Annotated in this window: 14 protein-coding genes; 10 read left to right on the forward strand and 4 right to left on the reverse strand. The window is 64.3% G+C overall.

The window, feature by feature from the left end:
• The first annotated feature begins 401 nt into the window (after positions 1 to 401).
• A complete protein-coding gene (locus AC5WNI_RS01785) occupies positions 402 to 2,078 on the forward strand; it encodes a deoxyribodipyrimidine photo-lyase (RefSeq protein WP_495928577.1) in 1,677 nt (558 codons plus the stop codon).
• A gap of 74 nt (positions 2,079 to 2,152) precedes the next feature.
• On the opposite strand, the gene AC5WNI_RS01790 is transcribed toward AC5WNI_RS01785, so the two are convergent.
• Positions 2,153 to 2,878, reverse strand: a complete 726-nt coding sequence (locus tag AC5WNI_RS01790) for a 16S rRNA (uracil(1498)-N(3))-methyltransferase (protein WP_175089974.1) — start codon at positions 2,876 to 2,878, stop codon at positions 2,153 to 2,155.
• A gap of 197 nt (positions 2,879 to 3,075) precedes the next feature.
• Here AC5WNI_RS01790 and phaR point away from each other — a divergent pair, with 197 nt between their 5' ends.
• The 4 genes from phaR (at position 3,076) to AC5WNI_RS01810 (ending at position 6,638) form a co-directional block, all read left to right on the forward strand.
• On the forward strand, positions 3,076 to 3,594 hold the full coding sequence (phaR, locus tag AC5WNI_RS01795) for a polyhydroxyalkanoate synthesis repressor PhaR (RefSeq protein WP_175089972.1): 519 nt from the start codon (positions 3,076 to 3,078) through the stop codon (positions 3,592 to 3,594).
• Positions 3,595 to 3,758: 164 nt separating this feature from the next.
• The gene (gene purD, locus AC5WNI_RS01800; RefSeq protein WP_043334731.1) at positions 3,759 to 5,051 is read left to right on the forward strand and encodes a phosphoribosylamine--glycine ligase; all 1,293 of its coding nucleotides are present in this window, start codon (positions 3,759 to 3,761) and stop codon (positions 5,049 to 5,051) included.
• A gap of 259 nt (positions 5,052 to 5,310) precedes the next feature.
• Positions 5,311 to 5,766, forward strand: a complete 456-nt coding sequence (locus tag AC5WNI_RS01805; protein WP_495928578.1) for an acyl-CoA thioesterase — start codon at positions 5,311 to 5,313, stop codon at positions 5,764 to 5,766.
• On the forward strand, positions 5,766 to 6,638 hold the full coding sequence (locus AC5WNI_RS01810) for a phosphoribulokinase (RefSeq protein ID WP_043334728.1): 873 nt from the start codon (positions 5,766 to 5,768) through the stop codon (positions 6,636 to 6,638). Before AC5WNI_RS01805 ends, AC5WNI_RS01810 begins: the two co-directional genes overlap by 1 nt.
• A gap of 34 nt (positions 6,639 to 6,672) precedes the next feature.
• Here the strand turns inward: AC5WNI_RS01810 and AC5WNI_RS01815 are convergent, their stop codons facing one another.
• Entirely contained in the window at positions 6,673 to 7,503 is an 831-nt protein-coding gene (locus AC5WNI_RS01815; protein ID WP_495928579.1) for an RIO1 family regulatory kinase/ATPase domain-containing protein, read from the reverse strand.
• Between the two features lie 221 nt (positions 7,504 to 7,724).
• Here AC5WNI_RS01815 and AC5WNI_RS01820 point away from each other — a divergent pair, with 221 nt between their 5' ends.
• The gene (locus tag AC5WNI_RS01820; RefSeq protein ID WP_368448015.1) at positions 7,725 to 8,066 is read left to right on the forward strand and encodes a histidine triad nucleotide-binding protein; all 342 of its coding nucleotides are present in this window, start codon (positions 7,725 to 7,727) and stop codon (positions 8,064 to 8,066) included.
• 241 nt (positions 8,067 to 8,307) lie between these two features.
• Complete coding sequence (gene coq7 / locus AC5WNI_RS01825; protein WP_205700843.1) at positions 8,308 to 8,973, forward strand: 2-polyprenyl-3-methyl-6-methoxy-1,4-benzoquinone monooxygenase; 666 nt, start codon at positions 8,308 to 8,310, stop codon at positions 8,971 to 8,973.
• 166 nt (positions 8,974 to 9,139) lie between these two features.
• Here the strand turns inward: coq7 and AC5WNI_RS01830 are convergent, their stop codons facing one another.
• Both AC5WNI_RS01830 and AC5WNI_RS01835 read right to left on the reverse strand, forming a co-directional pair.
• Complete coding sequence (locus AC5WNI_RS01830) at positions 9,140 to 9,493, reverse strand: hypothetical protein (protein WP_487885597.1); 354 nt, start codon at positions 9,491 to 9,493, stop codon at positions 9,140 to 9,142.
• A gap of 335 nt (positions 9,494 to 9,828) precedes the next feature.
• Positions 9,829 to 10,665 (reverse strand): hypothetical protein, encoded by an 837-nt coding sequence (locus AC5WNI_RS01835; protein ID WP_495928580.1) that lies wholly within the window; start codon positions 10,663 to 10,665, stop codon positions 9,829 to 9,831.
• 258 nt (positions 10,666 to 10,923) lie between these two features.
• Here AC5WNI_RS01835 and AC5WNI_RS01840 point away from each other — a divergent pair, with 258 nt between their 5' ends.
• The 3 genes from AC5WNI_RS01840 to AC5WNI_RS01850 all read left to right on the forward strand — a co-directional run bounded on the left by AC5WNI_RS01840 (position 10,924) and on the right by AC5WNI_RS01850 (position 13,639).
• Entirely contained in the window at positions 10,924 to 11,427 is a 504-nt protein-coding gene (locus tag AC5WNI_RS01840) for a PepSY domain-containing protein (protein WP_495928581.1), read from the forward strand.
• A gap of 152 nt (positions 11,428 to 11,579) precedes the next feature.
• Positions 11,580 to 12,278, forward strand: coding sequence for a winged helix-turn-helix domain-containing protein (locus tag AC5WNI_RS01845; protein ID WP_285460537.1), 699 nt, complete (start codon positions 11,580 to 11,582; stop codon positions 12,276 to 12,278).
• Entirely contained in the window at positions 12,275 to 13,639 is a 1,365-nt protein-coding gene (locus AC5WNI_RS01850) for a sensor histidine kinase (RefSeq protein ID WP_285460536.1), read from the forward strand. The genes AC5WNI_RS01845 and AC5WNI_RS01850 overlap by 4 nt, the downstream gene beginning before the upstream one ends.
• The last annotated feature ends 255 nt before the right edge of the window (positions 13,640 to 13,894 follow it).

The raw sequence follows: 13,894 nt of genomic DNA on the forward strand, positions 1-13,894 counted from the left end.
ACGTTACCGTCGCAAGGGGCGGATCCGTCAGGAAGGGGAGTCGCACGGCACGGGGTGCCAGCATCCAGGATGGGATGAGGTCCGCAGCGCGTCCCCGGCTGCCCGCAACGGGCAGACGGCGAATATGCCGGGTTGGTGCGGTCATGTCATGTCTTGCGAGCATGGCCGTATTCCTCCTGAAGCCCCTGGATGACAAGTGTGTGTTCGAGTGGAGACACTTGCGCGATCTTGTTGAAAACATTGATGGAACGTGACCTAACCTCTCGAATGTATCACGCACTTGCACCCCTCGCCAGCGCATGCCCGACGCGCCGGAACGCGACATGCACCGTGTGAAGTGTTGTACAAGATGTCGTTTTTCTTGTACAAACATTGCACGCCATACGTTCCACGGAGTCACCATGCACGAGGTCGCCAGCATGAATTCGGGCAACGCACCGGAAACCTCTCTGGTGTGGTTGCGTCACGACCTGCGGCTGGAAGACAACCCGCTGTTCGCGCTGCCCCTGTCACGTCGCCCGCATCAGATGATGGTGATGTATGTCTTCGACCGTCGCTGGCTGAGACCGAGCGACGGCTTGCCACGCCTGGGGCCAGCGCGTCTGCGCCTGCTGTGGCAGAGTCTGATGAACCTGCGCGGCATGCTGCTGCGCCGTGGCAGTGACCTGCTGGTGCGCGTCGGGGACCCTGTCGAGGAAGTGCTGACGCAGGTCGCCCAGCATGATGTCCAGTGTCTGGAGGTCAGTCTCGCCGCCGCGCCGGAAGACAGCCGCGCCCTGCAGCAGCTCTCACGGCGTCTACCGGCCTCGACCCGGCTCCACTGTCACCCGCCTGACCAGATAGCCTTCGACAGCCAGTTGCTGGATGGCCCAGTGCTTGATCGCCAGCTGCCGGGCAGACTCCCTCGAGAAGAGACGGCTCGCCTGCGCATGGAGCATGAAGCGTCCTGCGAAGTTGACGAGTGTGCGGCTCCCTCCAGTGATTTCACTCTGCGTGACACGGCCCCTGCTGACACAGGCGCCTCAGGCGATCATGACGCCCTGACGACCTGCGCCGCGCTTGCCTCGCAGGTGCTGCACGCCAGTGGTGGCGTTGATTCTGGCGTGGCTGACCTGATGCTGCCTCCTACCGCTGTGCTCACGCCGGTACCCGGTGCCATGCAGGTATGCCCTCAGCGCGAGGCTCTGTCTCAGTGCGAGGCTTTGCCGACGGGGCTGAACGATGAGCAGTGGCGCGCGCTGTGCGAGGCGCAGCCACCCTTGCAGGGGCTGCCCTATTCCCTGCCGCCGTGGCCTGATTCTGCCTCGCGTGGCCTACCGCCGCTGGATGCCATCTGTGGCTCGGCGCAAGCCTGGCAGCCGGCGACTGCCAGGCTTGCGGAGCTACAGGGCGGCGAGGAACCAGCCCGCGCATACCTGTCGAGCTTGCTGTGGGGCAAGGCCTGGGTGAAGGGAGATGCCGGCAACGGCGATGGCGACTCGATCGAAGGGGCGTCCTATCAGCGATCGCACTCTGTCGATGGCGAAGGCGCTGGTGTGCCGACGGGACTGGCACCCCAGCGGGAGGCGGGGAAGACGCTGGACGATATGCAATTGATGACGCGCCCGGCGGATGCATGGCCATTGGCAGCATGGTTGGCGCTGGGTTGCATCAGTCCGCGCCGCATCCTGCAGATGCTGGATGCCCGCCGCCGTGAGGCGGGTGATGAGGCGATCAATCGGCAGCTACTGGCCATCGTGCTGCAGCGTGAATGCTGGCAGCGCATGCTGCGTGACAAGAATGAGGAGGCTCGCGCGGCCTGGTATGGCGCCGCGTTGCGGGAAGATGCCGCAAATGATGCCGCCTTTGCGCGCTGGAGCGAAGGGCGAACAGGCGATGCCCGGGCCGACAAGGCCATGCAGGTGCTGGTACGTGAAGGCTGGTTGCCTTGGTCAGAGCGCAAGTATCTGGCCGGCGTCTGGCTGGACGGCGGCGGCGACTGGCGGTTGGGTGCGCGCTGGTTCGAGCGTTGTCTGCTCGATTACGACGCCGCCACCCACTGGGGAGAATGGCGGCATCTGGCGGGCTTCGATGTGTAAGGAGGTGTCGATATCACGCGAGTCGTACGAGCAGAGCCAGCCCCGGGCGGCTCTTCTTTACAACCTGTCGCTCTTCAGCCCAGGCGCGCCAATAGCGCCGTCACGGCTGTCTCGACGCGCAGAATGCGCTCGCCCAGATGCACCCCTTCAAAGCCTGCCGTCATGAATTTCTCGACCTCATAGTCCACGAAGCCGCCTTCCGGGCCGATGGCCAGAACCACCGGCTCGCTGACGGCGCGTGGGCACTCATCCGGCATGCCCGGATGGGCGATGATGCCACGCGGAGTCGTGCCTGATGATGGCGTCATCAGTGCCGGCAGGCGGTCTTCCACGAAGGGTTTGAATAGCTTCTCGTGGGTCACCGTCGGCATGATGGTGTCACGCGCCTGCTCCAGTCCCAGCACCAGATGCTGGCGAATCTTGTCTTCCTTGAGCTCCGGCGATTGCCAATAACTCTTCTCGACCCGCCGTGTATGCAGCAGGGTGATGTGTTTCACGCCCAATGCCGTGACGTGTTCCAGCGAGCGTGCCAGCATGCGCGGGCGCGGCAACGCCAGCAGCAGATGCACGTCGAGCGGTGCCGGCGGCTGCCGGTCCAGCGTCAGGCTGAATTCAGCGACGTCCGCGTCCAGCCGCTCCAGGCGGCCACGGCCGATCAGGCCGCCCTCCACCCCCAGCGTCATCTCGTCGCCGATGTTGGCACGATGCACCTCACGCAGATGGCGCAGGCGGCGTGGGTCCGTGACACGTGCGTGGTCCTGAGCGGTCAGGTCGTCAGCGCCGAGCAAAATCAGATTCATGGCAATACCGGGGCAGTGGGGAGCGGGGTACATCGCTTACAGACAGCGGGAAGCGGGCGTTATTCTAGCATGTCGTGCATGCTGACCCGACGGGGACAGCGCTGGCTTGGCGCCAATGGCTGACGCGTGGAGACGCCTTTTCTTGCAGTCCCCCCCCTTGAGTGCACAATGAAGAAAAATCGACAGGAGCCTGACACGTGCGAGTGATCCGCAAATATGCCAATCGGCGCCTATACGATACCGAGCAGAGCCGCTACGTCACCCTGGAGGACCTGCGCAGCCTGGTGCTGGCGGAAGAGGTCTTCAAGGTCGAGGACGCCAAGAGCGGTGAGGACCTCACGCGCACCATCCTGCTGACCATCATCATCGAGCAGGAGCAGGGCGAGGGCGAAGCCGAGGTCTTCTCCAACGAGCTGCTGGAGCAGTTCATTCGTATCTACGCGATGGCCAAGCCGTTGCCGCTGGCCGGTTATCTGGAGCAGGGCACGCGTCTGATGATGGAACAGCAGCAGCGCATGCAGGAGCAGTGGTCCCAGGCCATGCGTCACTCGCCGATGGAGATGATGCGCGAGGTCGCCGAAGAGAATCTGCGCTTCTGGCAGCAGGCCATGGGCGGCGGCATGGGCGCTGGCAAGAGCGCCTCACGCTCACAGCCGAGCGATGCGGATGCGGCGCCTGATGAGTCGGATACACCGCCGGACGATGAGCGTCGCTGAGTGTGACATCGTGTCAGATCCAGCTTTCACATGAATTCATCGTGATGTGAAATGGGCGCCCCGAGCAGGGCGCCTTTCTGCCATAATGCGCAGCCTGATATTTCCTCGGTAGCTCGCGCCCTGCGGGTCGCCCTGATCCTCACTGGCTCATGAAGGTTGAAAAGATGAAGGTCCTGATCATCGGCGGCGGTGGCCGCGAACATGCGCTGGCCTGGAAGGCCGCCCAGTCATCCCGTGTTGAGGAGGTCTTCGTGGCGCCCGGCAATGCGGGCACGGCGCGCGAGTCCAAGCTGACCAATCTGGCGATTGCCGCTGACGATCTCGATGCGCTGGTCGCCTTCGCGCGTGACAATGCCATCGAGCTGACCATCGTCGGCCCGGAAGCGCCGCTGGTGATCGGCGTGGTCGATCGCTTCCGCGAAGCGGGTCTCAAGTGCTTCGGCCCGACGGCCGGTGCCGCCCAGCTGGAAGGCTCCAAGGCCTTCACCAAGGACTTCCTGGCGCGTCATGCCATCCCGACCGGCGACTACGCGACCTTCGCGGAGGTCGATGCGGCGCTTGAGTACCTGGCGGCACATCCGGCACCCATCGTCATCAAGGCCGATGGCCTGGCGGCGGGCAAGGGGGTCGTGGTCGCGATGAGCGACGAGGAAGCTCGCGCCGCCGTGCGTGACATGCTCGAGGACAACGCCTTCGGTGATGCCGGCGCACGCGTGGTGATCGAGGAATTCCTCGACGGCGAGGAAGCCAGCTTCATCGTGATGGTCGACGGCGAGAACGTGCTGCCGATGGCCACCAGTCAGGATCACAAGCGCGTCGGCGAAGGCGATACCGGCCCCAACACCGGCGGCATGGGGGCCTACTCTCCGGCTCCGGTGGTGACGGCTGACGTTCACCAGCGCGTGATGGATGAGATCATCCTGCCTACCGTGCGTGGCATGGCGGCCGAAGGCCACCCCTATACCGGCTTCCTGTATGCCGGTCTGATGATCGATGCCCAGGGCGCGCCGAAGATCATCGAATACAACTGCCGTTTCGGTGACCCGGAAACCCAGCCGATCATGGTGCGTCTGAAGTCCGATCTGGTCGCGCTGTGTCTGGCTGCCGAAGACGGGCGTCTCGACACCCAGACCTGCGAGTGGGATTCCCGCGCGGCGGTCGGCGTGGTGCTGGCAGCTGGCGGCTATCCGGCCAGCTACCGCAAGGGCGATGTCATCAGTGGCTTCGATGCTGCCGAAGCGACCGGTTGCAAGGTCTTCCATGCCGGCACCGCCGAGCAGGACGGCCAGGTCGTCACCAGCGGCGGTCGCGTACTGTGCGTCACCGCACTGGGTGACAGCGTCGCGGCGGCCACCGAGCGTGCTTATGAAGGCGTCGATGCCATCAGTTGGCAGGACATGCTGGTGCGTCGCGACATCGCCTGGCGCGCCATCGCTCGCGAGCGCGGCGATAGCTGAAAGCGCTGAGTCGCATGGGCCATCACCCCACGACATGCCTGCTTCACGACAAGACCCGGCCTCAGGCCGGGTCTTGTCGTTGGGGTGACTCTCGACGTTCTGCGCGCCTACGACCATCGTGTCGGGGTCTGGTCATGTCGGTGCCGGGCATGCGATAACCCTAGTCATCCTCTATTCCTTCTTGAGGCTGAGCGGCGTCGAAAGATGGCGTCGCCGTCCGCCCTGAACCTTTTTCCTGTCTCGCCGACAAGGAGTCTGCATGGACCGCATCCGGCTTGAATTTCCGGTTTCCCGTCTGGTACATCGCCACCCGATGACGATTCGGGTCAGCGACATCAACTATGGCCAGCACCTGGGCCACGACAGCGTGGCCAGCCTGGCGCACGAGGCGCGGGGCCAGGCCTGGCAGGCGCTGGGCTTCCCCGAATGGAACATCGATGGGCTGATGAGCATCGTCGCGGATCTCGCCGTGCAGTATCAGGGCGAGGGCCGGCTGGGTGACGCCCTCGTGGTGGAAACGGCCATCGACAGCGTGTCCGGCAAGGGGCTTGGTGTCCATCACCGTCTGCTGCGTGTCAGCGATGACGCGGTACTGGCGACGCTGCGCGTCGGGCTGGTGTTCGCTGGCGAGCAGGGGCTGGCGGAACCGAGCGCGCGCGCCAGTGCCGCCATCGAGCAGGCCGTCTCTGCCATGTCTTCCCGAGAAGCCAACTGATGTCGCGGGAATATCCGATCATCGCCGTGACGGGGTCTTCCGGCGCGGGCACCACCACGGTCATGCGAACCTTCGAGCGCATGTTCTCGCGTGAGGCGATTCATGCCGCCTACGTGGATGGGGATGCCTTTCACCGTTATACCCGTGATGAGCTGGTGCGCATGTTCCAGGAGGCGCCGGAGCGCAAGCGCGAGTTGTCTCACTTCGCGGTCGAGGCCAACCAGCTGGATCGTCTGGAAGCGCTGTTCGTCGAATATGGCGAGCAGGGCTCCGGCACGCATCGTCATTACATCCATGCCGAAGACAAGCGCATGATCGAGGCCGGCTACAAGGTCGGCACCTTCACCGAATGGCAGTCGCTGCCGGATTGTACGGACCTGCTGTTCTACGAGGGGCTGCATGGTGGGCTGGTGACGCCGGAGCATGACATCGCGCGTCATGTCGATCTGCTGATCGGGGTGGCACCGACCATGAATCTGGAGTGGATCCAGAAGATCGATCGCGACACCAAGCTGCGCGGACATTCCCAGGAAGCGGTGGTGGACACCATCCTGAGCCGCATGGATGACTACGTGCGCTACATCCAGCCGCAGTTCTCACGCACGCACATCAATTTCCAGCGCGTGCCGACGGTGGATACTTCCAACCCTTTCGAGCCGCAGGATATCCCGACGGATGCCGAGTCGATGGTCGTGATCCACTTCCGTGACCCCGGCAGTGTCGACTTCCCGTTCCTGCTCGCGATGATCCAGGGCTCGTTCATGTCGCGCCCGCATACGCTGGTGGTGCCCGGCGCGTTGATGGCACTGGCCATCGAATTGATCATCACGCCGCTGGTCAAGAGCCTGCTGGCGCAGCGGCGGTTCCGCTAGCGAGAGACATGAAGGGGTCTGGGCTCGGGCTGGCTCAGTGCCTGCGGCCCTTGAGGCGTGGCAGGATACCTTTCTTCCAGACGCGCAGGGTGCGATTCAGGCGGCCGCTGCGGATCAGCAGGCGTGCCTCGCGGGTGCTCAGCGGCAGGCCGAGGGTGCGTTGCTTGAGCTTCAGCGAGTGACGCAGATCGAAGCGGCGCATCATGCGCGCGAGGCTGGCTGTGCCCGGCAGGCGTGGCAGGCGCACGGCAGAGGTGAAGTCGATCAGGACCGGCACGCCATCGCGCAGCACGACGTTGGAACCACGGATGTCGTTATGGGCCATCTGGCGCTGATGGAGTTGCTGCACGACGAGAATCAGCTGCTGACTGAGGCGGGCGTCCGTCACGTCATCCAGGGCGGCGTCACTCAGCAGCGGCCCGGGGATGTACTCCATCGCCAGCGACAGCGGTGACAGGCGTGCCACGGCGCGAGGGGCGTGTGCCCAGTCGCCCAGACGCTCTAGCATCTTCAGTTCGTGGCGTACCAGCCAGCGTGCCACCAATGCCGCCGGCGTGCCGGCATAGCGGCGATAATCCTTGCAGACCACCGGCTGGCCATTGAGGTGCGTGATATAGACCTCGGCCTTGAGAAAGCCCTTGGCACGCTGCAGGAACTCGCCCGGGGCCTGCTCGCCGTCAACACGCGTGACCCTGGGCGCGGCACGCAGCGCCGCCCGCGCCTTCTCGGCGCGCGTGGGGGCTGCGCGTTCAGTGGCGGGGGCGCCGACAGTGGCCGTTCGTGTCTCGCCCTGAGCGCCAAGGCCGGCCTCCAGTTCGTGGTTGGCCTTGCGCAGGGAGGAATCTTGGCGAGTGAACACGGGCATGACAGGCGACTTCTCGTTAGCGGGTTAACAATGATTATCCTACTGTTTTCCTCATTCGCCCACTGGCAGCGGTGAATCAGTCTGTTTCCCTGAAGGCGACATTGTCCTGTCCGCCAGCTGGCCCGCATATTCCTGTCTCTGCCCTTGGCCTGTTGCCCGGCTGGCGCTACGCTGGCAGGCCACGCTGCCGTGGGCAGCCCCACTTCAAGGGAGAAGGTGTCATGGACTGTCTGTTCTGCAAGATCATCAACCGCGAGATTCCCGCCGATATCGTCTATGAGGATGATGAGGTGCTGGCCTTCAATGACATCAATCCGCAGGCGCCGACCCATGTGTTGATCATCCCCAAGCAGCACATCGCCACGCTCAACGATATCGAGGAGCATCAGCTGGCCACGGTAGGGCGCCTGCAGTACACCGCCGCCAGACTGTCGAAGGACTACGGTTTTGCCGAGGGCGGTTATCGCGTGGTGATGAACTGCAATGAAGATGGCGGCCAGACGGTCTATCATATTCATATGCACCTGATGGGTGGTCGCCGCTTCACATGGCCGGCTGGCTGAGCCGGCGTAGAGCAGGCGCCTGTACCGGCGGTTCGCGGGCAGGTAGCGGCTAGCGATAACAAGCGCGCGGCACACAGGCGCATACCGGCAATGTCGTGAAAACGGCGTTGCCGGTTTTCATTGGGGAGGGCGCAGCGCAAGGGTGCCGGTCAGGCCTCGCCCGGCGACACTCTGCCCCTTACCGTCGCGGGCTGGCTTGCGTAAGATGGCCTCATTGCTCACGCCGTGCAGGAGTCTTCCCATGCCGCATTCCGATGCCATTTCGGCGCAACGTCATCACAGCCGCGCCGATCAGTTGATCCATCAGTTCGACACCGTACTGCGTACCCTGGTGCCACATGCCGCCCAGCCGTCGCGTCCCTCTCCGGCGGGCGACATCCATGATGAAGCGATCAGCGATGAAGAGCGCCAGCACGCCGCTGGCCTGATGCGCATCAATCACACCGGCGAGGTGTGTGCCCAGGCGCTCTATCAGGGGCAGGGGTTCACGGCGCGTCTGCCCGAAACGCGCACGCAGATGGAGCTGGCCGCCCAGGAAGAGATCGACCACCTGGCCTGGTGCGATGCACGACTCGTCGAGCTGGATGCCAATACCAGCCTGCTCAATCCGTTGTTCTACATGACGAGCTTCGCGCTCGGGGCAGCAGCGGGTGCCATCAACGACAAGGTCAGCCTCGGGTTCGTGGCCGCGACCGAAGAGCTGGTCGGCGAGCACCTGTCGAAGCACCAGCAGACGCTGCCCGAGGGCGATCAGCGCTCACGCGCCGTATTGCGCCAGATGGAAATCGACGAAGCCCATCATGAGCAGTGGGCGCTGGAAGCCGGTGGCCATCGCTTCCCGGGGCCGCTGAAGAGCGCCATGCGCCTGATGTCCAAGGTGATGACGGCCAGCGTCTATCGGGTGTGATGATCAGATGCCTGAGCCTGCCTTTGCAGCTTCAGGACGGTGCAAAACACAAAGGCCGCCCCATGGGGCGGCCTTTGTGTTTTGGGCGAACGTCGTGATGATCAATGCGAGACGTTCAGTGTGAGACGTTCAGTGTGAGAGGTTCAGCTGTCTCTGGCGTCAGGGCTTATTCCTTGACCTGGTATTCACCGTCCAGCGTCTCGGTGCTGCTGCCGTCTTCACGCGTGGCATCACGCGAGTAGTTCTGGCGGCCATTGGCCCTGTCCTGAGCCTCCTGCATGCGCTGCTGCATCTCGCTCATGCGCTTTTTCATGCGACGGCGGATGAAGGGCAGCATGATGATGCCGAGTACCATCATCACCAGCGCTGCGAACAGGCTGAAGATCATGACCACACCACCGATCAGCCAGGCGGCGACCAGCTTGAGGCCGGACAGGCCATTGGAGGGGCGTTGGTTGCCTGCATTGGCCTGCCATTGGCGAGCCTGATTCCACAGTGTGTTGTGCTGTTGGCCTTGCATGTGTCTTCTCCACGATAGAGCCGGGCCGTCAGGCCGGGCGAGGATGACCCGATAGGTAAAAGTGGGTGGTCGGGGATATCGGGTCAGGAAACGGGGGTATTGCCCTCCCGGCGCAACTGTCATTCGTGCTCTGGGCCGGGGGATGGGGAAATGGGACTCGATGCGACGCACTTTTGCATGAGGCGTTTGATGGCATCGGGCGGCCGGTTGACTCGTTCAGCATCGAAGTTGGCATCGTTGCCGTCAAGCGGCTTCGGCGTTGATCCAGCGCTGGGAGTCGGTTCAATCCTTGAACCACTTCAAGGCACGGCGGCTGGTCAATCGGGTCGATCAGTTCATTGCCGATAATCCGGATTCATGGACACGCTGGCGGCGAAGTTGAAAGCGTTGTCCGGCAGCGGCATGTTCAGTGTCATCCGTTGCGGCCTGCCTTGCGCATCGCGCCCGTGAATCTGGATGGTGTGCGCAGCGACGTCGACGCTCTGTACACTCTTGATGCCGTCGACAGCAGCAAAATTCAAGGTCTGGCGCATGCTGTCGCCATCGATGGCCTTGTCGCCGGGCACCGAATCACTCTGGCGCAGCGCTTCGCTGATGAATTCTCCATCGGCGAGATTGATGGCCAGTTCCATCTGCCACCCATTATGCCCCCAGCCCGTGAACTGAACATGATCGTCACGGATATCCAGCGTGCTGAATTCCATCATGCCCTTGCGACTGGCGTGGATCATCATCTGCGTGAGCAGCTCTGGCGCGAGTCCCTGAGTCGACGCGGCGTCAGAGATATCCGTCGACGGCTTGCCGGCCATGCGGGTGGCGGCCGTGTCCAGCGCGCTATCCCCGGCATCATCGCCGAGTGTGACGTGCGCCTTGCCGTCATTCGAGTGCTCGGTGGCCGAGGGGCCATTTGCGGAGAGTCCGGAGGTCGAGAGCTCTGCCGCCGACAGCTGATGGCGCACCGGCAGGTCCTCGATGCCATTGGCATAGGCGGGTGCCGAGCCCAGCATCAGGCCGAGTGCACTGACGCCCAGGCCGTGTCGCCAGTGCTGGACCGCGCGGCTGGCGAGCCAGAAGCGAGACGGGCCGGTACCTGCGCCTGCGGACGGCGGCTGTCGGGATGCGGAGTCTGATTCACGCGCGGGAGCAATACGGGACGCGGCCGATGGGGACATGACACCCTCCTCAAGGTTGGCTGGGCATGGCACTCACTGTGGGCCAGGCGACCTTGCGCGACGCTGAGACGTGAATTCATCTGAGGTTCATTGCCTCCTGTCAGTCTCTGCATCACAGGGTCAGTGGTTGCTCTCGGGATGGTCCGCGTTGTTCCAACGCAGGTTTGATTGCACATTCCGTTGCTAGATTGCTCGCCACGCGCAAGCGCCCGCCTTGGGCGTACACCAGCCCCGCCGTCATTCACGAGGTTCCCCTTCATGCAGACTCCCCACAAGGCTCAGCCAGACGCCAATGCAGCGCGTGGCAGTCAATGGCGGCAACGTTATGTCTGGCTGTGCCTCGGGCTCGGGAGCCTGCTGGTCGGTGCGCTGGCACTGCCGCCGCATGCGCTGTGTGACAGCGAGCGCTGGCGCAGCCTGCACGATGAAGTCGCTGCCGGACGTGTCATCTCGTTGTCCGAGCTGCTGGATAGCCTCGAGCGCGATTGGCTGGGTCAGGTGGTCGAGGTGGAGCTCGAAGAGACGCACGGTGAGCTGATCTATGAGGTCGAGATGCTCGGGCCGCAGGGCCAGATGGCCAGATTCACCGTGCGCGCCTCGGATGGCAGTCTGCGTGAGGTGCGCGGGGTCAACCTCGATGCCATGCGTCGCGCTGGCAGCGGTTCCTTGTCCGAGCCCCTTACCAAGCCCCCGACCAAGCCCGAGACCGACGACACGCCGCTCGTGACTGACGGCGGCAATGCTGAGGCCGAGCGTCAGTAGGATGAGGCAGGCAGTGGCCAGGCCAGGCAGTGCCAGCGCAGGCTGTGACAAGGGCGTCGAGGGTGCCTGGCGGCCCTGAGGAACGGTATGCTAGTGCCATTGTCCATTGCGCCACCGGTAGAGCGCCGCTTGCGTCAGGAGCCCGAGAATCGATGAAGATATTGCTGGTTGAAGATGACATGCCGTTGGCCGAAGCGCTGATGGCGCGCCTGGGGGAAGCCGATGTACTGGTCGAGCATGCCACCACCGGGGGAGACGCCGACTTTTTGATCCAGACCGAGAGCTACGATGCCGTCGTGCTGGACCTCGGCCTGCCGGACGGCGATGGCACCCGCTGGCTGTCCCAGTGGCGGGAAGCCGGCATCGAGGTGCCGGTGCTGGTGCTGACCGCACGCGAGCGCTGGTCTGACAAGGCCGCCGGCTTCTCTGCCGGCGCCGATGATTACGTCACCAAGCCCTTCGAGACCGCCGAGGTCATCTTCCGTCTGCGGGCGCTGGTGCGTCGCTCACGCGGCCATGCCCACCCCGTGCTCAAGCTGGGCGATCTGGCCTGTGACACCCACGGCGGTACCGTCAGTCTGGCGGGGCGCCCCGTGTCGCTGACCGCCCAGGAAACGCGTCTGCTGATGCACCTGATGCACGCCGTGCCCGGTGTGGTCAGCCGTTCTGAACTGGTCGAGCATGTCTATGACCGCGACCATGAACCCGATTCCAACGTCATCGACGTGCAGATCAGCCGTCTGCGTCGCAAGCTGGGTGCCGAGCGCATCGAGACGCTGCGCGGGCGTGGCTATCGTCTGCGTGATCCGGATGCCGAGACACAGACGCCGACGGATGGCCGCGACGCATGAAGCCACTGTCCGTCGGCCGCCGCTTGCTGGGCGGCTCGCTGGTCATTGCCTTGATCGTCATGCCGCTGACCGGACTCGGTCTGGCCTGGAGCTTCCGTGATGCCGTGACCACCGCCTTCGACCAGCGCCTGTTGTCGCTGTCCAAGGTGCTGATCGCCGCCATCCAGTTCGACCGCGAGAAGGGCCGCCCCGGTCTGACGCGCTCGCTGGGTGACCCGCGCTTCGATCAGGCCTATTCGGGCTGGTACTGGCAGATTTCCGATCGCAACGGCAATGTGCTGACGTCGCGCTCGCTGTGGGATCAGCGCCTGCCGCCGCTGGAAGACATGGACAAGGGCGTCATCATCAGCCGTGACCTCAAGGGCCCGCGCCATCAGGTGCTGCGCTCCCTCGAGCGTGATATTCGCCTGCCCGGCCGCAACCAGCCACTGCACGTGATGGTAGCGGCCAGTCGTAGTGAGGTCGACGCCGAAGTCGCGCGTTTCGAGTGGCTGCTGGCGGGCGCGCTGGTGGCCTTGGCATCGCTTTTGGTGTGCGGCTCTGCCGCGCAGATCAGCTGGGGGCTGGCGCCACTGCGGCGCCTGCGGGCTCGCCTCAAGAAAGTCGCCGACGGCGAGGCGGAGCGGCTGGAAGAGACCCGGCTGCCGCCGGAGCTGACCGAGCTGACCCGCGCCATCAATGCCGTGCTCGAGCGTGATCAGCGCTTGATCGAGCGCGGTCGTGCGGCCGCCGGCAATCTGGCGCATGCCCTCAAGACGCCGGTCAGCGTGCTCAAGGCGCAGTCCGAGCGCTTCGACGGTGAGGACCGGGCGCGAATCGACGCCGAGCTCAAGCGCATCGATGAAGCCGTGCGTCACCACCTGGCGCGTGCCAGTGCCGCCGGTGGCGCGCATCTCAGCGGGCGCATCAGCCTGCGTGAGGCGGCGGGGCCGGTCTTCGAAGGGCTCGGGCGCTTGGCGAGCCGGCGTGGCATCACGCTCAGTCTGGCGCTGGAGGACGACGCCAGCGTGCGGGTCGACCCGCAGGATCTGCAGGAAATGGTCGGCAACCTGCTCGAGAACGCCTTGCAATGGGCTCGCCAGCAGGTCCGCGTCAGCAGCGAGACCCGCGATGGCGGCGTGCTGTTGATCATCGAGGACGATGGCCCAGGCATGAACGAAGAAGAGGGTGCCGCCGCGCTGGGGCGTGGGGCACGTCTTGATGAGGGGCGCTCAGGCTCCGGTCTGGGGCTGGCGATCGTCGACGATCTGATGGCGCTCTATGGGGGCGAGCTGGCGCTTGAGCGCTCCAGACTGGGCGGCCTGGCGGCGCGCGTCTGGCTGCCGAGTTCCCCGCTGGTCGGCGCGCAGCCGACGGAATGACAAAGTGCCGCCTCGTTTATCGGCGGTCTTGTCTTGATAGTTCAGCGCTATCACAGCCATCCCGAGAGATGATTGGGCGCGGCCAGGACGACACCGTATTCTGACGGTGTCCGGCTGGCAGCTGGACGGGCTTCGTTTCTGAGTCTCGTCTGCCGCGCCCTGCGGTGATGACGAACTGGCGCTCCTTCGGGAGCGCTTTTTTTTGCCTGTCATTCGTCGCGCCATGCCAGATCGGTGAGGCTCAAGGCGCCGATT

It is taken from the genome of Cobetia sp. PDI-12MA (genome assembly GCF_059507695.1).